This is a genomic window from Campylobacter sp., from assembly GCF_052170435.1.
Taxonomy (GTDB): domain Bacteria; phylum Campylobacterota; class Campylobacteria; order Campylobacterales; family Campylobacteraceae; genus Campylobacter_A.
This window is the reverse complement of the sequence record NZ_JBQNAN010000005.1, coordinates 1-20,310: the sequence shown is the minus strand read 5'-3', so window position 1 is coordinate 20,310 and position 20,310 is coordinate 1. Positions and strand designations below refer to the sequence as shown.

General features: G+C 47.1%; 21 protein-coding genes. 15 read left to right on the top strand and 6 right to left on the bottom strand.

All coding sequences use genetic code 11. The annotated features are described in order from the left end of the window. Positions 1–94: 94 nt before the first annotated feature. From ACTTJF_RS03240 to ACTTJF_RS03220, 5 genes are all read left to right on the top strand, one after another. Positions 95–1,408, top strand: a complete 1,314-nt coding sequence (locus tag ACTTJF_RS03240) for a sodium-dependent transporter (protein WP_442550749.1) — start codon at positions 95–97, stop codon at positions 1,406–1,408. 9 nt (positions 1,409–1,417) lie between these two features. Continuing rightward, a complete protein-coding gene (gene abc-f, locus ACTTJF_RS03235) occupies positions 1,418–3,358 on the top strand; it encodes a ribosomal protection-like ABC-F family protein (RefSeq protein ID WP_442550748.1) in 1,941 nt (646 codons plus the stop codon). Then, positions 3,355–3,801, top strand: a complete 447-nt coding sequence (locus tag ACTTJF_RS03230; RefSeq protein WP_442550747.1) for a hypothetical protein — start codon at positions 3,355–3,357, stop codon at positions 3,799–3,801. Before abc-f ends, ACTTJF_RS03230 begins: the two co-directional genes overlap by 4 nt. 46 nt (positions 3,802–3,847) lie before the next feature. Further along, entirely contained in the window at positions 3,848–5,371 is a 1,524-nt protein-coding gene (locus ACTTJF_RS03225) for a DKNYY domain-containing protein (RefSeq protein ID WP_442550746.1), read from the top strand. A 106-nt stretch (positions 5,372–5,477) separates the two neighbouring features. Then, positions 5,478–6,236, top strand: coding sequence for a flagellin (locus tag ACTTJF_RS03220; protein WP_442550745.1), 759 nt, complete (start codon positions 5,478–5,480; stop codon positions 6,234–6,236). 200 nt (positions 6,237–6,436) lie between these two features. Here ACTTJF_RS03220 and ACTTJF_RS03215 read toward each other — a convergent pair whose 3' ends face one another. The 5 genes from ACTTJF_RS03215 to rpsO form a co-directional block, all read right to left on the bottom strand. Next, positions 6,437–6,868 carry a trehalose-6-phosphate synthase gene (locus tag ACTTJF_RS03215; protein ID WP_442550744.1) on the bottom strand — a complete coding sequence of 144 codons (432 nt, stop codon included), beginning with the start codon at positions 6,866–6,868 and terminating at the stop codon, positions 6,437–6,439. 293 nt (positions 6,869–7,161) lie between these two features. Then, positions 7,162–9,039: a molecular chaperone DnaK gene (dnaK, locus tag ACTTJF_RS03210; protein WP_442550743.1), complete on the bottom strand. Its 1,878-nt coding sequence runs from the start codon at positions 9,037–9,039 to the stop codon at positions 7,162–7,164. A 35-nt stretch (positions 9,040–9,074) separates the two neighbouring features. Further along, positions 9,075–9,602 carry a nucleotide exchange factor GrpE gene (grpE, locus tag ACTTJF_RS03205; protein ID WP_442550742.1) on the bottom strand — a complete coding sequence of 176 codons (528 nt, stop codon included), beginning with the start codon at positions 9,600–9,602 and terminating at the stop codon, positions 9,075–9,077. Next, on the bottom strand, positions 9,599–10,378 hold the full coding sequence (locus ACTTJF_RS03200) for an HrcA family transcriptional regulator (protein ID WP_442550741.1): 780 nt from the start codon (positions 10,376–10,378) through the stop codon (positions 9,599–9,601). The genes grpE and ACTTJF_RS03200 overlap by 4 nt, the downstream gene beginning before the upstream one ends. A gap of 300 nt (positions 10,379–10,678) precedes the next feature. Further along, positions 10,679–10,951 (bottom strand): 30S ribosomal protein S15, encoded by a 273-nt coding sequence (gene rpsO, locus ACTTJF_RS03195; RefSeq protein WP_002952011.1) that lies wholly within the window; start codon positions 10,949–10,951, stop codon positions 10,679–10,681. Between the two features lie 144 nt (positions 10,952–11,095). On the opposite strand from rpsO, the gene ACTTJF_RS03190 reads away from it, so the two are divergent. Genes ACTTJF_RS03190 through ACTTJF_RS03160 form a run of 7 tightly spaced genes read left to right on the top strand, consistent with a single transcriptional unit; the run spans position 11,096 to position 16,653 of the window. Then, on the top strand, positions 11,096–11,500 hold the full coding sequence (locus ACTTJF_RS03190; RefSeq protein ID WP_002946513.1) for an RrF2 family transcriptional regulator: 405 nt from the start codon (positions 11,096–11,098) through the stop codon (positions 11,498–11,500). A gap of 3 nt (positions 11,501–11,503) precedes the next feature. Further along, on the top strand, positions 11,504–13,666 hold the full coding sequence (gene flhA, locus ACTTJF_RS03185; RefSeq protein WP_442550740.1) for a flagellar biosynthesis protein FlhA: 2,163 nt from the start codon (positions 11,504–11,506) through the stop codon (positions 13,664–13,666). 8 nt (positions 13,667–13,674) lie between these two features. Beyond that, positions 13,675–14,793 carry a DHH family phosphoesterase gene (locus ACTTJF_RS03180; protein ID WP_442550739.1) on the top strand — a complete coding sequence of 373 codons (1,119 nt, stop codon included), beginning with the start codon at positions 13,675–13,677 and terminating at the stop codon, positions 14,791–14,793. Between the two features lie 3 nt (positions 14,794–14,796). Further along, complete coding sequence (locus ACTTJF_RS03175) at positions 14,797–15,024, top strand: hypothetical protein (protein ID WP_442550738.1); 228 nt, start codon at positions 14,797–14,799, stop codon at positions 15,022–15,024. Continuing rightward, complete coding sequence (locus tag ACTTJF_RS03170; RefSeq protein WP_002946522.1) at positions 15,021–15,200, top strand: hypothetical protein; 180 nt, start codon at positions 15,021–15,023, stop codon at positions 15,198–15,200. The genes ACTTJF_RS03175 and ACTTJF_RS03170 overlap by 4 nt, the downstream gene beginning before the upstream one ends. After that, positions 15,200–16,105 carry a tRNA 5-methoxyuridine(34)/uridine 5-oxyacetic acid(34) synthase CmoB gene (cmoB, locus tag ACTTJF_RS03165; protein WP_442550737.1) on the top strand — a complete coding sequence of 302 codons (906 nt, stop codon included), beginning with the start codon at positions 15,200–15,202 and terminating at the stop codon, positions 16,103–16,105. The genes ACTTJF_RS03170 and cmoB overlap by 1 nt, the downstream gene beginning before the upstream one ends. Before the next feature lie 11 nt (positions 16,106–16,116). Next, positions 16,117–16,653 (top strand): PaaI family thioesterase, encoded by a 537-nt coding sequence (locus ACTTJF_RS03160; RefSeq protein WP_442550736.1) that lies wholly within the window; start codon positions 16,117–16,119, stop codon positions 16,651–16,653. 188 nt (positions 16,654–16,841) lie between these two features. On the opposite strand, the gene ACTTJF_RS03155 is transcribed toward ACTTJF_RS03160, so the two are convergent. After that, a complete protein-coding gene (locus ACTTJF_RS03155; protein WP_442550735.1) occupies positions 16,842–17,465 on the bottom strand; it encodes an MBL fold metallo-hydrolase in 624 nt (207 codons plus the stop codon). A 118-nt stretch (positions 17,466–17,583) separates the two neighbouring features. Here ACTTJF_RS03155 and ACTTJF_RS03150 point away from each other — a divergent pair, with 118 nt between their 5' ends. From ACTTJF_RS03150 to ACTTJF_RS03140, 3 genes are all read left to right on the top strand, one after another. After that, complete coding sequence (locus ACTTJF_RS03150; protein WP_442550734.1) at positions 17,584–18,339, top strand: NAD+ synthase; 756 nt, start codon at positions 17,584–17,586, stop codon at positions 18,337–18,339. Between the two features lie 250 nt (positions 18,340–18,589). After that, complete coding sequence (locus tag ACTTJF_RS03145) at positions 18,590–19,726, top strand: DegT/DnrJ/EryC1/StrS family aminotransferase (protein ID WP_442550733.1); 1,137 nt, start codon at positions 18,590–18,592, stop codon at positions 19,724–19,726. Continuing rightward, the coding region (locus ACTTJF_RS03140; RefSeq protein ID WP_442550732.1) for a tetraacyldisaccharide 4'-kinase at positions 19,719–20,310 on the top strand (592 nt) is incomplete at its 3' end. The genes ACTTJF_RS03145 and ACTTJF_RS03140, both read left to right, overlap by 8 nt.

Below are 20,310 nucleotides of genomic sequence, written 5' to 3'. Positions count from 1 at the left end.
AGGCGGCGCTGCGTGCTTTGCAGGCGAGCGGGCATAATCTTTTTATTAGATTAATCAAGTATAATTGAGAAAATTTAATCTAAACGGATATCAAATGCACAAAACAAATTTCACGTCACGCTGGGCGTTTATCATCGCTTGCGTGGGCTCGGCTATCGGTATGGCCAACGTCTGGGGGTTTCCTTATAAGGTCGGTACGAACGGCGGCGGCGCGTTTTTGCTCGTTTATCTGTTTTTTGTCGCGATATTTTCCTATGTCGGACTTTCTGCCGAGTACGCTATCGGTAGACGCGCTAAAACCGGTACGCTAGGCTCCTATGAATACGCCTGGAAGAGCCGAAACTGGGGCACGTTCGGTAAAATTTTAGGCTGGATACCGCTGGCTGGCTCGATGTGTATCGCTATCGGCTACGCAGTCATCATCGCGTACGTTTTAAAGGCGCTATTTCAGGCGATCACGGGCTCGCTGATGACCGTGGATACGAACACTTGGTTCGAGTCCTTTGCGCTTTCGTCCTACTCGGTTGTGCCGTTTCACTTTATCGTCGTTGCGGGTACGTTAATTACGCTATTTTTCGGCGCGCACAGTATCGAAAAGACAAACAAAATCATGATGCCGCTTTTTTTCGTGCTATTTTTTATCCTGGCTATCAGGGTGGCGTTTTTAGACGGGGCGTTTGGCGGGTATAAATTCGTCTTTCACAGCGACTGGGGCAAGCTAGCAGATCCTATGGTGTGGGTAGCGGCGATGGGACAGGCGTTTTTCTCACTATCTATCACGGGCTCTGGTATGATCGTTTACGGCGCGTATCTATCAAAGGACGAAGACGTCGTAGATAGCGCGCAAAAGACGGCGATCTTTGATACGATCGCGGCAATGACGGCGGCGCTTGTTATGCTGCCTGCGGTATTTGCTTACGGCATGGATCCGGCGGCGGGGCCCGGGTTACTTTTCGTAACGCTGCCTAAAATTTTACAAGACATGCCGGGCGGTCAAATTTTCGCGATTATTTTATTTACGGCGGTGATTTTCGGCGGCGTGACATCGCTGCAAAATATGTTCGAAGCAGTCGCCGAATCGATAATGCACAAATTTCCTAAACTAAAGCGCGGCGTCGTACTAATCGCGCTTTGCATAATATGCTTTGGTATCGGCGTAAATATGGAAGCCATAACTAGCTGGGGGCCGTGGATGGACTTCGTGTCGATCTACATCATCCCTATCGGCGCGGTTATCGGCGCGGTGTCGTGGTTTTGGGTTATCAAAAAAGAAGAGATTATGGACGAGATTAACACGGGCGCGGCAAAAAAGCAAGGCGCGTTTTGGTATTTTACGGGCAGATATATCTACGTACCGATGGCGCTTACGCTTTGTATCATCGCGCTTAGCATGCATATCTCGTTTTAAGGCTCGCGCGTGGCTCTAATCGACCTTATCGACGTTAGTAAAAAATTCGGCCCCAATGAAATTTTAAACAAAATAAGCCTCAGCGTAAACGAGCGCGAGCGTATCGCTATCATCGGTAAAAACGGCAGCGGCAAAAGCACGCTGATGAAGCTAGTCGCGGGCGCGCTAGAGCCTGATAGCGGCAGGCGTATCGTGCAAGGCGGCGTAAAAGTAGAAATGCTCGCGCAAAATCCTAAATTTGACGATGCGGCTACCGTAAAAGACGCGCTAAATTTGGAGCTAAAAGAGATTTTTGACGCTAGGGACGAGTATGCCGCGGTGCTAGAAGCGCTCGGACGCGATGCGCAAAACAAAGAACTAAACGCTAGGCAAGACGAGCTAATCAAATTTATCGAGGCGAAAGACGGCTGGCAGATCGAGCGCAAGATCGAGCGCGTGCTGGAGGAGTTTAAGCTAAAAGAGTACGAAAACCGCGCTGTTTCTCGCCTTAGCGGAGGCGAGATACGCCGCGTGGCTCTGGGCGCGCTGATACTTAAAAAGCCCGATGTTTTGCTGCTTGACGAGCCTACCAATCACCTTGACGTTTATATGGTGAGATTTCTTGAAGATATGCTAAAAAGCTCGCGCCAGACGATAGTTTTTATCTCGCACGATCGCTACTTTATCGATGCGCTGGCAACTAGAAGCGTCGAGATCGAGGAAGGCGCGCTGGCGTCGTTTGACGGCGGCTATGCGAACTATCTAGCTAAAAAAGAGGAAATCCTAGCTAGCCTAGCCAAATCTCACGAGACGCTGCTAAAACAGCTAAAAGCCGAGGAGGAATGGCTGCGCCGCGGCGTCAAAGCGCGTCTAAAGCGCAACGAAGGGCGTAAAGAGCGAGTGCTAGCCATGCGCGAAGAGGCAAAGAAAAATCCGGGCGTTATACGCCGCGTTAGGCTCGAGCTTGAGCGCGCGAGTAAAAATTTTAACCAAACGCAAAGCGTAAACCGCAAAAAGATGCTATTTGAGATCAAGCAACTAAGCAAAAATATCGGCGGCAAGCAGCTTTTTAGAGATTTTAATGCGCGCGTTTTGCAAGGCGAGCGTATCGCGATAGTCGGACGAAACGGCAGCGGCAAAAGCACTCTTATTAAAATTTTACTCGGATTTGAAAAGCCTAGTAGTGGAGAAATAAAGCGCGGCGAGGTGCGCGTGGGGTACTTTGACCAGTCGCGAAGCGCGCTGGATGACGATAAAAGCCTCATCGAGACCTTTTGCCCAAACGGCGGCGATCACGTCATGGTGCGCGGGCGAAATATGCACGTCTACGGCTATCTTAAAAATTTCCTATTTCCTAAAGAATTCCTCGATAAGCCAATCGGCGTGCTAAGCGGCGGCGAGAAAAACCGCGTGGCGCTGGCTCTACTTTTTAGCAAGGAGTATGACGTGCTCGTACTGGACGAGCCCACAAACGACCTAGATATAGCTACTATCAACATCCTTGAGGACTATCTGCAAAGCTTTGAAGGCGCCATAATCATCGTTAGCCACGACCGCTACTTCGTCGATAAGATCGCGCACAAGCTCTGGGCATTTGAGGGCACGGCGATTGAAGTGCTACATCAAGAGTACAGCGTCTATCTCGAGCTAGAAGACGAATTAGCCGAGCTTGGTAAATTTGAAGCGAGCCTAGCAAGCGAAGCCGAGCAAGCGCAAAAACAAAAGAGCAAAACCGGCGCGAAGCTAAGCTACAAGCAAACGCAAATTTTATCCTCGCACCCTGAAAAAATCGCCGCACTGGAAGCTAAGATAAAAGAGCTAAACGCGGGCCTTAGCGATCCTAAAATCTATCAGCAAATCGGCCTAACCGCGCTTTATAACGACCTAGAAGCTGCTAAAAGCGAGCTTGAAACGCTAGAGAACGAATACTTTGAAGTCTTGGAAATCGCCGAAAATTTGGAGCAAATTTGAAAAAATTAACTAAAACAGGTAGGATTAGCGCTCTAAATTTACGCACTATTAAGCGAGACGAGTTTATCGGCGCTAGTTTTGAGCTGGACGGGATTAAATTTAGCGGCGTTTTTTCGGCTGATTTTAGTCTAGAACAGGGCGACCTCGTGCGCGTAAAGTACGAAAAAGACGGCTTTATAAATAGAATAACCCTGCTTGAAACCCTGGCTAAAAATAGCAAAAACAAGAGCATGACGGCAAAAATTATAAACATTGCTGTTTTTATCTCTCTTACGCTTCTTGCTCTTTGTATTGCGGGCGGAGTGATTTTTTCTTTAATTACGGGCAGATTTGAGATTCGCGATTTTACCGATGTTATTAGGCTTATTGGCATTTGTTTTCTCGTTTGGTCGCTAGCGTACCTTGCGATAGGAAAATTTAAAATTTTGAGACATTTTGCGTAAAATTTGAGTTCGATAAACATCAGAGCTTCTAAAAATAGGCGGCACTTTGAAAGATAAAAAACCTATACTACTTTGCTTATTTGCGCTTTTTGCTGTGCTTTTTACGGTATTTTTCATGGTTTATGTCGCTAGCTACGAGGAGGAGAATGATTTTACCCAGATAGGTAACAGCGAATTTTACGTTACGCCGCAGGGTAAAATTTACGCGCTCATCCCAAGCGGAGGCAAATTTGAGCTAAAGGGCGTGCGGGCGGATAAATTTAGGGTTTTCGCGTCTGAGGGTTACCGCGGCCGAAACGTCGGCATGGGCGAAAACGCCGTCTACTGCGGCAATCTCGCTATGACCAGGCTAGAGCCATCTCGTGCTAGGGCGATTGGCAACGGATATTTCACGGACGGCGAGATTAGTTATTTTTGTAGCGACGTAGGCGAGAGGAACTACGAGCTAGGCGGCTTTACCGAGATGGTTCAAACTATGGCGTACGCGATATTTGGTGCTGATAAACCGCAAAGCTATATTTATAAAACCGAGCGCGTTTCTAGTGTAAATTTAGCCCCTATTTTAGATTTTGGATTTGCGGCGGAAAAAGCGGCTTTGGGCGGCGAAGGCGGCAGGGTGTATTTTGAGGGTAAGCAGCTAGAGGGCGCAGATGCTAGGGCGCTAAGATACGTGCTAGACGCGCGCGGACGAACTAGCGATTTTTACGTTACGGACGGGCGAAATGTCTATTTTAAAAGCTCGCGGCTCGCGGTCAAATTTACGGCAGAGCTGCACGAGGCGGCGTATTTTAACGGCTTGCACTATCTTTTAGAGCCCGTTAGTGGCGCGGTTTATGCGGACGAGCACGAGTTTGCACCAAAATTTGCGCCTTATTCGCTACCCTTTGGCGTCTCCGGTGCGCACGCCTATCATCTACTTTTTCGCGGCAAGGGCGGGATTTACTTTTGGAAGCGCGAAAGCGGCGAGCTAAAACGCGCGGCAGACGAACCGTTTACGGGTGAAATTTCGCCGCTTGCGGGTAGCGTTTTTATCAGCGGCGGACAGACTTATTTCGTGCAGAGCCGCGAAGTATGGCACAGAAATAAGAGCGGCAGGCGGTTAAGCTCGCGTCATACGGAGCTTTTTAGGCTTGAAACTAGCGAGCAGTGGCGTAAAATAGGCCTTGTGCGCAACGGCATATACGGCGCGGTTTATGCAAACGGCGATAAAATTTACTATTTTGACGCGATGGGGACGGGGCAGATGATTGACGCTAGCGTTTACGAGATCGCGGATACTGACGTCATCGAGATCCTGACGCGGCCGTATGATCCGCGCAGACAAAACATAAGCGGCGCAGACATCCGCAAGATGATAAAAGATGAGCGGCTCGTGCCGGCACAAGGCGAGCTAGTTTTTGAGGCGGTTACTAGCTACGATGGCGTGGAGAGGTATTATCTTTGGATATTTTTAGGGGTTGCGATTTTGGCGGCGATCGCGAGCAAAGCCTACGAGTATAAAAACCGTGCGAAAGCGGTAGAAAACGAAGCCGTGACAAAACCTCGCGGCAAGGTAAAATTTAGACGGTAAATTTACGGCTAGAATTTTTAAATGCTTAAATTTGACGTTTTGCTCGCCGCTAGCAAATTTTAATCAAATTTTCGCTAAAATCGGGTCAAATTTAAAAGGAGTGCAAATGAAACTGGGAAATTTTTCCGCAAATTCAAGCCTAAGCAATCAATACCTAGAACAAGCTCAAAACAACAGCGCAAAAGCCCTAAATAACATCTCCGCACAGCGCGCTCTAAGCGGCATCGACAGCGCAAATCTCGCTATCGCGGACTTCCTACGCTCTCAAAGCTCCACGCTAGAGCAGGGCGTCGCAAACGCAAACGACGCCATCGGCATCCTACAGATCGCCGACTCTACGCTAGCAAATATCACGCAAAGCGCCGACCGTATCGGCGAACTCTCGGTGAGATATAACGGCGGCATCCTAAACGCCGATCAGCAAAAGATGATAAAAAGCGAGGCGGACGCGCTCGTGGGTGCGATGAGAGAGAGCACGCAGCAAGCGAGCTTTAACGGCAAGAACGTATTTGGCGGGCAGATGAGCTTCCTAACCGGTAACGGCACGGCGAGCGTAAATTTAAACGCGCCTGATTTTAGCGGTATAGACGTGAGCAACGGCGATAGCGTGAGTAAATTTATCGGTAGCGTAAACGCTCTGCGAGGCGAGATCGGCGCGGCGCAAAACGGCATAATCTCGGGTATCAACGCAAGCCTAACCAAAAACGTCGCGCTAAGACAAAGCGAGTCGCAGCTACAAAATAACGACATCGCTAAAAATCTAAGCGCCTTTAAGCAAAACGACCTGCAAGCAAACGCCGCGATCCTAGCTCAAGCGCACAATACCGCAAGCTTGCAAAGCCAGTTTGGCAGGCTTTTGGGCTAAATTTAACTGCTTTTATCTTTTAGCCGCTACGCTCCTTAGCGGCTAAAGCTCTTTTATTTTATTCTAAATTTGGCGATTTTATCGCGCCTTAAATCAATCTATCAAATTTTACTTTCGCGTTTTATTCCTCCGCACTTTGCGATCATAAAGGCTTGCCACGTTAAATTTATCGGAGCGGGCTATGTCCGCGTCAAATTTACCTAAACCCTCCACATTAGCTTTGCTAGGATTATCATTATGACGCACAAAACAAGGGCGATGACGTGCGAGTATTTACCGAAAGGATCGGGCTTTTTGAGCTTATAAACGAAAAAGAGCGATATTGCCGTGATTAGGCACATTAGCCCTAGTACGCCGATCTTGGTCGCGAGTAAAATTTGAAACGGGCTATCCAGCCATCCGTTCTCGCCGCCGAAATAATCCTTCGCCATATAAGCGCCGCTGATAATCAGCAGCAAAAATGCCGTACCGAAAACCTTCGCGCTGCCTTTGGTGTAGGCTTTTTTGACGCGAGCGAGCGTATCCTCGTCTACGTGTTTTTTGGCAAACGGAAATATACAAACGTCGAAAAATACGTAACCGACGAAGGCTACGGCGCTCAAAATATGAACGATCAGGAAAAATAGATACATTTAGGACCTTTTTTGTTTGATTATATTTAAATCGGTCGTCCAAATGGATGATTTTGGTTAAGGATTGCGCGGAAGAGAGTCAAATTTAATCTACCGGCGAAGCGGCAAATTTGCAAAAAAGCTTTATGAGGTCAAATTTGAATAGATTGGTAAATTTAGGATTGCGTAAAATTTAAAAGAAAATTATAAAAACCGCCCGTTAAATTTGACGGGCGGGGCAAATTTAAGGGCGCGTAAAAACGCTAAAACCTTAAATTTTCGTTTGAAGCCCTTACTGAGATAAGGGCTAAATTTTACTCGACTTCGGCGTCGATGACGTCGTCGTCTTTTTTCTTGCCGCCGTTTGCTTGCTCGCCCGCGGCGCCGTCTTTTTTATACATCGCTTCGGCTAGCTTGTGGCTGGCTTCGCTTAGAGTTTTGACCTTCGCGTCGATCTGCTCTTTGCTCGCGTTTTCGTCTTTTAGCGTCTCTTTTAGCTCGTCAAGCGCCTTTTGGATGCGCTCTTTATCCTCGGCCGGGACCTTTTCGCCTAGCTCATCGAGGCTCTTTTGCGTTTGGTGTGCGAGCGCGTCGGCTTGGTTGCGCGCCTCTACCGCGTCTTTACGTTTTTTGTCGTCCTCTTTGTGTAGCTCGGCGTCTTTGACCATGTTGTTGATCTCGTCTTCGCTTAGGCCGCTTGAGCCTGAGATCGTGATGTTTTGGGCTTTGCCGGTAGCCTTATCTTTAGCAGAGACCGTTAGGATACCGTTGGCGTCGATGTCAAACTCAACCTCGATCTGCGGTACTCCGCGAGGAGCGGCAGGGATGCCCTCTAGGTTAAACTGACCCAAAGACTTGTTGTCGCGGGCAAATTCGCGCTCGCCTTGTAGTACGTGAATCGTGACGGCGCTTTGGTTGTCCTCGGCGGTTGAAAATACTTGATTTTTCTTAACCGGGATAGTCGTGCCTTTTTCGATGATTTTCGTCATTACGCCGCCTAGAGTCTCGATGCCTAGGCTTAGCGGAGTGACGTCTAGGAGCAACACGTCCTTCACGTCGCCTTTGATGACCGCGCCTTGGATCGCCGCGCCGATAGCTACGACTTCGTCCGGATTTACGCTTTTATTTAGCTCTTTGCCGAATGCCTTTTTGACCTCTTCTTGAACTAAAGGCACGCGCGTCGAGCCGCCCACCATGACGATTTCTTTTACTTCCGTTTTGCTTAGGCCGGCGTCTTTTACGACCTCGTTTATCTTGGTGATCGTTTGAGCGACCAGATCCTCGATCATGCCTTCAAATTTAGCCCTAGTTAGCGTCTTTGTAAGGTGTTTAGGACCCGTAGCGTCGGCGGTGATGAACGGTAAATTTATCGTCGTTTCTTGAGCCGAGCTTAGCTCTTTTTTAGCCGTTTCGGCCGCCTCTTTTAGGCGCTGCATAGCCATCACGTCGGTTTTTAGATCAATGCCGGCATCGCTTTTAAATTCGCTAGTTAGCCAATCGATTAGGCGGTTATCAAAATCATCGCCACCGAGAAACGCGTTACCGCCGGTAGCCAAAACCTCGACCACGCTATCGCCGGTTTCTAGCACCGTAACGTCGAACGTACCGCCGCCTAGGTCGTAAACCATGATTTTCTCGGCCTCTTTTTTATCTAGGCCGTAGGCTAGAGCTGCCGCGGTAGGCTCGTTTATGATACGAAGCACGTTTAGTCCCGCGATCGTTCCCGCTTCTTTAGTCGCTTTTCTTTGGCTGTCGTTAAAGTACGCAGGCACCGTGATGACGGCGTCTACGACCGTTTCGCCCAGATAGCTTTCGGCGTCCTCTTTTAGTTTTATTAGCACTTTTGCCGAGATTTCTTGCGGAGTGTAGACCTTGCCCGCGATCTCGATAGCGCACGCGCCGTTTCTATCTACGACGTGGTACGGCAGCCTAGCTTTAGCCTCCTGCGCGTTTTTCTCGTTGCTCATTAGACCCATTATTCTTTTTATAGAGTAGATGGTTTTTTCAGGGTTTGTGACGGCTTGGCGTTTCGCGCTGTCGCCTACTAAAATCTCGCCCTTATCCGTGAAAGCCACGACCGAAGGAGTCGTGTTTTTGCCCTCTTTGTTCGGGATTACTTTGCTCTCGCCTCGCTCATACACGCTCACGCATGAATTCGTCGTTCCTAGGTCTATACCTATTACTTTTGCCATTGTTTTTCCTTTTTATTAAATTTTTCTTTCAAATTTTACTTCGCTATCGACACCATCGCAGGGCGTAAAATCCTGCCGTTGATGAGGTAGCCTTTTTGTATCACTTGTACGATCTTGCCTTTTTCCACCTCTTCGCTTTCTACTTGGAGCATGGCATTATGGAAATTTGGATCAAAGTCCTCGTTCGCTTCGATCGCCGTGATACCGTTTTTCTCGAAACACTTTTTAAACTGATCTATCGTTATATAAATTCCTTCTTTGATTTTTGCTGCATATTCGTCGCCTTCGGTTTCAAAATTTACCGCCATCTCAAGCGCGTCTATCACGGGAAGCAGATCTCGCGCGAATTTCTCGTTCGCATATGTCGCGATGTCCGTTTTTTCCTTTTCAAAACGCTTTTTGATGTTTTCAAAGTCCGCGTTGGCTCTATAATACTTATCGGTTAGCTCCTCGAGCTGCTTTTGAAGCTCGACGTACTTCGCGTCCAAGCCCTCAAAACTGATGCTCTCGTCGAAATTTGACGGGATTTGCTGCTCAAGTTCCACGTTTTCATTCTCGTTCATGCCGCCTCCTTTAGGTTGTTTAAAAATCTTTCATAATCATTATAAATACTACCCGCGCAAAGCATTTTGGCCTCTTTACCCTCGTAATTTACACCAAGCTTCATGCCTAGATAATTCTCACCGAAAAAGACTAAATTTGAGTCAAAAACCATCTCAAAGCTAGGGCTTAGCGCGTTTTTAAAACTCTTACCGAAAATCTCAAGCGCTATCTTTTCGTTTTCTAAAAAACGAATTTTAGTGCGTTTTAGCTCGGCTATCTTGTTTCTTAGCTCGTTTAGACCCACCTGCATACAGGTAAGCTCGAGTTTGCCTAGATCCGTGCCGATGAGATTGCTCAAAAACTTCTCGACTTTTGGGTTAAATTTGAGCGCTATCTCGTCCTCGCTAAAGCTCAAAATCAAAAATCTATTGTTTAAATTTAAGACCTCGTTTAGCGTTTGGGTTTTGCTTTCAAAAACCATCGCGTAAATTTCAAATTTATCGCTTAGCAACTTTAGCAGGCTAGGATTTGCGATATCTAGCATCTCATTAAAATTTAACCTAGCTCGCCAATAATCTCTCATCGTCGCAGCCGTCGGTATCCTGCCGCCGCTAACGTGAAACTGCGTAATCGCGCCCTCGTCGGAGAGTTTTTTAAAATAAACCCTAATCGTAGAGGCCGGGATCGACATCGCCATACGAGAACCAAGCTCGCTAGAGCCGATCGGAGCGTTGTCGCTAAGATAAGCTTGAATGATAGATTCAAGTATCAGATCTCGCTTGCTCACCTTTATCATATTAGCACTCTCTCCTTTAAATTGCTAGGCGCATTATACAACATTGAGCGGATAATTGTCAAGGGGTAGAGTTAAAAAAATTTATTTAGATAACTTTAGTGTAGTTAGCTCAAGGTTATAAGGGTAAATTCTGGGCATGATTGGCTGCGTGCTGGGAAATTTGAATAAATTTAATGTAAAAGTAGAATAGATTTAGTTTTATCGCTAGAAATTTTATGAATATAAAATTTGATGTGTTAAATTTTGAAAAATAATAAGAAGTAAAATTTGAAAGAAAAGCCCCAAATTCGGGGCTTAGGATTATTTATCTCTGAGATTTAGCTCAGCGATAACTTTTGTGTAAGCTGCGTAATCTTTAGCTTTTAGATATTTCATCAAGCGTTTTCTGCGGCCGACTATTTTAAGTAGTCCGAGGCGAGACGAGTGATCTTTTTTGTAGATTTTTAGGTGCTCGGTTAGCTCCTCGACTCTTGCGGTTAGCAATGCGATCTGAACTTCCGGAGAGCCCGTATCTTTCTCTTTTCTAGCGAATTTCGCAACAATTTCTGCTTTTTTAGCCGAATCCAAAGCCATAATGACCTCCTGATTGGTGAGATTGAAAAATGCGATTATATCATAAAAATCAAAAAATGCGGCGCCTGTTTTAAAAAATATTGATTTAATCAAATTTGCAGATAAAATTTAATAAAATATCCGCAAAAAATTTAAGGGGAATTTATGCTTTTGACAAAAGCGAGCGAATACGCGCTGCTTTCACTGATTTACATAGCGCAAAAAGACGCTCCCTCGGATGTCGATACGATGTCGGGCGAGCTTGAGATATCAAAAAGCTTTTTGGCTAAAATTTTGCAAAATTTGGCTAGAGAGGGCATTTTGGTTTCGTTTAAGGGCGCAAACGGCGGATTTATGCTCGCGCAAAAGCCTGAAGAAATCAGTATAAAAAGAATAATCGAAAGCGCAGAAAAGCGTAAAATGGCGGTATTTGAGTGCTCGATCTCGGCTGATAGCTGTGCCTCCAGCAAGGGCGGAATGTGTCAAATTTGGCCGATGTTTAGCGCGCTTCAGTCTAAAATCGACGATTTTTTGGATACGATTACGTTAGCAAATATAATCAAGAAGTAAATTTTGGCAAAACAAAAGCGCAATATCCTAACCCTGGTCGCACCGTTTTTAGAGCCTATCGTAAGGTTTAAGGGGCTCACGATCGTCGGCGTTATAATCGCCATCCTAGCGATCATCATCGTGCCGCTTCCTAGCGCGGTTTTGGATTTTTTTCTTGCGCTTTCCATCTCTATCTCGGTGCTCATCATCCTTATCGCCGTTTACGTGCCAAAGCCTACCGACCTTAGCACTTTTCCGACGCTCATTCTTATCATCACGCTTTTTAGACTCTCGCTAAACATAGCCACCACGCGTATGATTTTAAGCGAAGGACACAACGGTCCTGATGCCGTGAGCGAGATAATCTCAAGCTTCGGACAGTTCGTCGTAGGCGGCAACTACGTCATCGGCGTGATCGTCTTTACGATCCTCGTGCTTATAAATTTTATGGTCGTTACCAAAGGCTCGACGCGCGTGAGCGAGGTGCAGGCGAGATTTACGCTCGATGCGATGCCGGGTAAGCAAATGGCGATAGACGCCGACCTAAACGCCGGTCTAATCGACGAAAAGACCGCTAGAGAGCGCCGCGAAGCCATCATAGGCGAGGCGAATTTTTACGGAGCGATGGATGGTTCGTCTAAATTTATAAAAGGCGATGCGGTCGCGGGCATCATCATCACGATTATAAACATCGTCGGCGGCTTTCTCATTGGTTCGTTTCAGTACGGCCTAGATATGGCTACTTCGGCGCAAAACTACACGATCCTAACGATCGGCGACGGTCTAGTGAGCCAGATCCCGGGCCTCATCACGTCGACGGCTACGGCGATCATCATCACTCGAGCTAGCAAGGACGATGAAAATTTCGCCGAAGGCTCGCTAACGCAGCTGCTAGGCGAATATAAAACGCTTTTAATAGTCGGCTTCATACTATTTATCTTTGCTCTAGTTCCCGGGCTTCCGACGCTATCTCTGGGCTTTATCTCGCTTCTATTTTTAACTATGGGCTACGTGATGAAAGAGGTAAAAGAGGGCAAGATAAATTTGACCGCCAAGGCCCAAAGCGCAAGCTCGGCGCAAGGCGAAGAAGAAGGGCAGGCCGCACCCAAACCTCCTAAAAAAAGCGAAGAAGAGATCGCTCGCGAAGAGGAAGCCAAGATAAACGACATCTTAAAGCTTGAAATTTTAGAGCTTGATCTAGGTTACGGCCTTCTAAAGATCGCCGAAACCGATCTCATAGAGCGCATACGAGCGATGCGCCGAAATATCGCGGCTCAGCTTGGTTTTTTGATGCCAAAGATCCGTATCCGCGACAACCTCCAACTGCCGCCAAACGAATACCGCTTTAAGCTAAAAGGCGTCGTGATCGGGCAGGGGGAAATTTACGCGGATAAATTTCTAGCGATGGACAGCGGGCTAGTTAGCGACAACATCGAAGGCATCCCGACTAAAGAGCCGGCGTTTGGCCTAGACGCGCTATGGATCGATGCGAGCGTGAAGGAGGACGCTATACTAAGCGGCTACACGATCGTAGACCCCGCGAGCGTCATCTCCACGCACATGAGCGAGCTGATAAAGCAAAACGCCGCCGAGCTCCTAACCCGCCAAGAGACGCAAAATTTGCTCGACAAGCTAAAATCGGAATACCCCGTCATCGTCGAGGATACGCTGCGCATCGCGCCTATCGGAGTGATCCAAAAGGTGCTAAAAGCGCTGCTAAAAGACCACATCCCTATAAAAGATATGCTAAGCATCCTAGAAGCGCTAAGCGACATCGCCGAGGTTAGCAAGAACCTCGATATGATCGTCGAGCACGTCCGCACCGCGCTTGCTCGCGCCATCACTTCGCTTTACGTCGATGAGGGCGGACGATTAAATTTTTACGTGATGGAGCCCGCCGCGCAGCAAAAGCTGATCGACGCCGTGCAGTATAAAGACGGCGCGTATCACCTCATGATAAACGTCTCGCAGACGTCGGCGATCGTGCAGGCTCTGCGCGAGGCGAGGGCGAAGCGGCCGATCTCGGAGTACGGCTCGATGATACTTTGCGTGGAGCCTAGCTTGCGTAAATTTATCGCCGATATCTGCGCGAATTTCGCCATAGATATCACGGTGCTTAGCTTTGCCGAAGTTGCGGCAAATACGCCGTTTGAGACGCTAGGCACGATAGAAATATCAAATTTGTAAGGAATAAAATGACCATCCATCACCTCTCGCACACCGATCTTGACGGATACGGCGCGCAGGTAATAACGAATCACTATTTTAAAAACGTTAAATTTTATAACTCAAACTACGGCAAGGAGATCGACGAGAAATTTGATCAAATTTTGGCTCAAATTTCGGATAAAAATGCAGCTCAGACGCAGTCAAATTTAATCGGCGAGCAAAATGGTAACTCGCAAAACGCGCCCGAAAATCGCGGCGAGGGCGAAGTGGCTAAAAATGACGAAAAAGCGCTCATCCTGATAACGGATCTAAATTTGACCGTGGAGCAGTGCGAAGCCTACGAGAAGGCGATCGCAAATAAAAATGCTAAAATTTTGCTCCTCGATCACCACCAAAGCGGAGCAGAGTGCGCGAGTAAATTTAGCTGGTATTTTTTAGATAGCTCAAAGTGCGCGACTAAGATCACGCATGATTTTTTCTCTAAAATTTACGGGGTCGATGCGAGCCTAAATCACTTTAGTGACGTCGTAAATGCGGTCGATATCTGGCTAAAAGACGACGTAAATTTTGAAATGGGCAAGGTCGGACTCGGGCTCGTCGCAAATGCAAAAGAGATAAACAAAACGATGTTTGAGGCTGAAAATTCGCGCTATCTTTTTTATCTAATCAAACGAGCGCGGGAGTTTTTTGACGCGGGAGACGACTACGTCGGGCTTGACGAGGCGATTTTCGGGTTTAAAAAGGACTTTTTTAAAGAGGACAAAAACGATACGCTAAGCAATCTGATTTCGGCCTTCGTCGTAAAAAAACTAAGCGAGGAAAAAGAGAAATTTAGCATAAAATATAACGATCTTAACGGCATTTTGACCTACAATATCGGCAATACTTCGGTTATAGGCAACGACTTTTTAGTAGCCAATCCCGATATTGATTTTTTCATCGACGTTACGAGCAAAAAGACGCTGAGCTTTCGCGCTAACGGCAAGGCCGACGTAAGCTTGATGGCTAAAAATTTAGTCGGCGGCGGCGGACACGTGAACGCTAGCGGCGGGCTTTTTGCGGGCTTTAAGGATAGCTTTAGCTATGAGAACGTAAAAGCGCAGATAACCGACCTGATAACTAAAAAAACGATTTTACAAGGATAGAAAATGAAAGAAATAGAACCAACCGTAGACGAGCTAAGCTACGAGCTTTCGATGATGCTGGAGGCGATGCTGTATTATGCCGGAGTGAAAAAAGATAAGCTCGAGGACGCCGCCGAGACCTATATCGAGTGCATCGACGACGCGCTGGAAAACTCGGGCGCCGAGGGCGTAGACGAGGTGCTCGAAGTCGTCGAATATATGAAGAAAAAGCACGCTAAATTTTTCAAATGAAAACTCTAGCGCAAATTTTATTCTTCTCGGCTCTGGCGGCGATGCTAGGCGGTTGCGTGTTTTTAAACGATCGCGGCGTGACGACGAAGTACTATAACGAGTGCAAGGAGTACTACGACGCGACGGGCGTCTATCACAAAGAGTGCCCTAAAAATATCATCGACTGGACGGAGTGATGAGCTTAGAAGCGGCTAGAGCGGCTAAGGCTAGGGAGCTGGCTGGCAAAACCTACGCGCCTTTGATGCGGGAGGTAGAGGGGCTGGCGACTAAATTTAAGGATCGCGAATTTGAGCTTAAATTTGACGATATAGTCGAGATAAACGCAAATTTAAACCCTGTGGAGTGCGAAGAGACGCTGCAAACGGCGCTAAATTTACGCTCGTGGCGCAAGGGGCCGTTTAAGATAGACGATATCTTGATAGATAGCGAGTGGAGGAGTTTTGTTAAATTTAACCTGCTCGCGCCGCACATGGATCTAGCGGATAAGGTCGTGGGCGATATCGGCTGCAACAACGGCTACTATCTCTTTCGTATGTTGCCGCAGCGCCCCAAAAAGCTGATCGGCTTTGATCCCGGCGTGATGAGCTTTTTGCAGTTTAAATTTATCGATGCGTTCGCGCGATCGGGCATAGAGTGCGAGCTGCTAGGCGTTGAGCATCTGCCGTACTACGGCGTCAAATTTGACGCGCTCTTTTGTCTTGGCGTGCTCTATCACAGAAGCGATCCGGTGCGTACGCTAAAAGAGCTAAAAGGCGCACTAAATGCGGGCGGCGAGCTCTTTTTGGATACGATGTATCTTGATATGCAGGGCGATTTTGTCCTGAGTCCTAAAAATACATACTCAAAGATACCGAATATCTACTTTGTGCCGACCGTTAGCGCGCTTTTAAACTGGTGCGAAAGGGCAAATTTTAAAGACGCGCAAATTTTGGCTACAAAGCCCACAGACGCGCACGAGCAGCGAAAAACAGAGTGGATCTTGGGGCAGAGCTTGGGCGATTTCCTCGATCCTGCAGACTCTACGCGCACGGTCGAGGGCTATCCTGCGCCAAAACGGGTCTATCTAAAACTAAGCGTATAAAAAGGTGAAAAATGGACGAAAATATCTACGACGACAACAGTAGCGACAGCGTGGTGTTGCCTGAGGACGAAAATCCGTTTCGCAACGAGCTAAAAACCTCGCCTAATATAAAAATCGGCCTAAGCGGAACCGTGACGCAGCTCGAGCCAAATCACGCTAAAACGCGTTTTTTCGCCACTGGCGATATGGTCGCCGATAGCGAGGGGCTTATACACAGCGGGTTTGTTTTCTCTGCGGCTAGCTATGCGGCGATGGCGGCGGTCAATGAGACTTTTAGCGTCGTTATCGGGGCTAAGATACATTTTTTCGCTCCGACCAAGCTAAACGAAGCGATCGAATTCGACGCGCGCTCGCACTTTAACGAGAGCAAAAAACGCGAGGTTCGAGTAACTGGCACGACGAACGACATAAAGGTGTTTGAGGGGACTTTTCAGGTTGTGATTTTAGAGGATCATATCTTTAAAATTTACAAAACCAACCTGCAAAAACAAGCCGCGCAAAGACGAAACGAAGAAAAACGCAAAGAAGAGGCGAAGCAAAATGCGTAAAATCGCTCAAATTTAAAAGCATACCGAGCGGCGCGGTAAATTTGGCGCCGCTTTTGCTTTTTAATTTTGTTTTGCGCCGTATTTCGGCAAAACCTGCATAAATTTAACGCCAAATTCGCCGCCGTCAAATTTGCCTTTTAAAATTTGGCGCGGTTATTTTGAAATTTTAGAAGATCAAATTTAGCCCGCTAAAATCTCATCTCTTTGCTTATCATATCTATCCAAAAGTCCAAATTTGCCCGCTCGGCTTTTAGCGACGTTTTTTTGCCGTGACCCGGATATAGTATAAAATCTTCCTGCAGTTTTTTGCATTTTAGCAAGCTTTGGCGCATATCCTCCGCGTTTGAAAACGGAAAATCATAGCGTCCGATCGAGCCTCTAAACAAAAAATCTCCGCTAAAGATAACGTCGTCCACGCGCACCATACAGCATCCCGGCGTATGCCCAGGAAAGTGCATAAACTCGATCTCAAAGTCCTCTATGTTAAATTTAACGTCCTCAAATTTCGCTCCGCCGACACAGATCGCATCATACATCGGCTGCTGTCCAGCGTCCCAAAGATCTTCGCGAAGCATGAAATTATCACTATTATGGATGTAGACCGGAACATTAAAAAAATTTTTTAAGCTAACATTGTCAAGAACGTGATCGGAATGCCCGTGAGTGTTTAAAATAGTGAGCGGCGCGTGTGAATTTTTTACGACAAAATCATATGAATCTTGACCTGGATCAATGATAATTTCGCGCCCGTTTTTGGATACTACGTAGCAGTTGGTTTGATAATCTCCACATGGTTTTGAAAAAATTTTCACGTTTGTCCTTTTATAAAATTTAATTAAAATAAATTGTATATTTTTTAAGCTTAAAAGTTAAATTTTATAAAAAAATTGTATAATATTTTAGAATTTAAATTTATCGGTGATAATCGTTATGAAAAATTATTCGCAAATCAGCCTGAAGCTAACCGAGTTTTTGGTGAGCTACCTCGAAAAAAGCGCCGCAAAGGGCTTTGTTTTGGGCGTTAGCGGCGGTTTAGACTCTGCCGTCGTAGCCGCTCTTTGCGCGCGTACGGGCTTTGAAACGCATGCGCTTTTGATGCCGACGAAGTACTCGAGCGAGCGAAATTTAAGCGACGCACTAAAGCTTTGCGAAGATCTAAAAATAACGTATAAAATCATCGAAATCCAGCCGATTTTGGATAGCTTTACCGCGCAAATCGGCGAGCCGCTGCCAAATTTGCGCATGGGAAATCTAAGCGCAAGGGCGAGGATGTGTCTGCTTTATGATTATTCGGCAAAGGTAAACGCGCTAGTCGTGGGCACTAGCAACAAAAGCGAGCGCCTTCTTGGATACGGCACGATCTACGGCGATATGGCGTGCGCGCTAAATCCTATCGGCGAGCTTTTCAAGACTGAAATTTACGAGCTAGCGTGCGAGCTTGGCATCGATGAAAAAATCATCGCAAAAGCCCCGTCCGCCGACCTTTGGGAAGGGCAAAGCGACGAGGCCGACATAGGCTATAGCTACGAGCGGCTAGATGAGGTCTTGCGTCTAGCGCAGAGCAAAAGCGAGGCCGAACTGGCGCAAGAATTTGATCCAAAGCTCGTCGCGACTATATTTTCAAGGATGAGAGCGAATAAATTTAAACTCTCGTTGCCGCCGGTCGCTAGCGTGAACGGTGAGTAAAATTTGAGCTAAATTTACTGCTGCGGCGATAAATTTAGCTGAGGTTTTGTGGGAAAAGGGCGAAATTTGACGGCTGATTCGGCATCAAATTTGCTCGGCTTTGGGATGTGTTAAATTTAACGGCAAAGTCGCGATGATTTTTCTGAAAGTAAAAATATATAAAACTGCCGTAAATTTGGCGGCAAAATAAATTTAAAAACAAAAAAAGAAACACAGAAGGTAAGATAAAAATAAAAAACAAGGAGGCACAATGGAAGAGATAGCGTTTTATCGACCGACCATCGACGAGGCCGAAACCACGCTCATCAAAGAAGCCTTAAAAGACCACGGTTCGGCGATCGTGGATAGGCTGGAGTCCGAGCTTAGGGAGTATTTTGGCGTAAAGCATGCCGTTACGACAAATAACAACAGCGCCGCACATCATTTGGCGCTTTGCTCGATGGATCTAAAACGCGGCGACAAGATTATCTGCTCGGTAAACTCCACTCCGAGCGTGGCGCAGGCGATCAGGCATTTTGACGCCGAGCCGATATTTGTGGATATTAACGAAGACGACTTTAATATGAATCCTCAGTCGCTACGAAATACGCTAAAAGTGCACAATCACAAAAAGCTAAAAGGTATCTTCGTAAACCACGTCGCGGGGCAGGCGTCTGATATGGACGAGATTTACGCTATCGCGCAGGAGTACGACGTAAAGGTGCTAGACGACGCCGGCAAGTCCATCGGTTTAACCTATAACGGCGTGAAAATCGGCTCTGACGAGCGCTCGCTTATCTCTTGCTTTAACGTGCATTCGCAGCTCACAAACCCAATCGCGACGGCGGGCTTTATGCTAACAGACGACGATGCGGTCGCCGAGCGCGCTAGACTACTGCGAAACCACGCGATCGTAAAGGGCGGCATAGACAAAGACGGCAACCTAGGCTACGTCTATGACGTCGTAGATATCGGCGTGAAGTATGATCTAACGGGGCTTTGCGCGGCGTATGCGGTGGCTCAGTTTGAAAAAACGGATAAATTTATCGCTAGGCGCAGACAGATCGCCGCCATCTACGACAAAGAGCTCGCAGACTGCCCGCACGTTTCGCTACCGATCAAAAAGCGCGATCACGTCTATATCCAGTACATCATCAAGATCGATAAAAACCGCGACGGGTTTGCGAAGGAGCTGTTAGAGCGCGGCATTCACACGGCGCTTCATTACAAGCCGATGCACCTTTTGAGCTACTATAAAAGCAAGTACGGGCTTAAGGTAAATTCATTCCCAAACGCGCTAAAAACATATCAACAGGTGCTTTCGCTACCCGTTTACAATGCGCTTAGCGACGAAGAGGTCGCCTATATCTGCGAGAGCGTGCGAGAGATAGCCAAAACGCGTGTTTAAAAGGAAAATTTACGCCTTCGCGCAGGAGTATTTTTACGCTCCAAATTTGTGGCAAAAGTGCCTAGCTATAGCGCTTTTGCCATTGAGTGCGCTTTACTGCGCGGGCGTGATTTTAAAGGCGAAATTTAGCAAAACTTTAGATTTTGGTATTCCGATTATCAGCATCGGAAATTTAACCCTAGGTGGCAGCGGAAAGACGCCGCTGGGTATCGCTATATTAAACGAATTTGAGGGCGGCTGCGTCGTGTTACGAGGCTACGGCAGAGCTTCAAGCGGACTCGTCAAGGTCGCGATCTCGGGAGAAATTTTAACCGATGTAAAAACTAGCGGCGACGAGGCGATGGAGTACGCAAAAAGCATGAAAAACGCAAACGTCATCGTGAGCGAAAACCGCGACATCGCGATAAAAGAAGCCCTAAATTTAGGCGCAAAGTACGTGTTGCTCGATGATGGTTTCGGCAAATTTCACATCAAAAAATTTAACGTCCTAATCCGCCCGTCCTCAAAGCCTTATTTTGATTTCGTTCTGCCTAGCGGCGCGTATCGCTACCCGAGCAAATTTTACGCCAAAGCCGACTACGTCG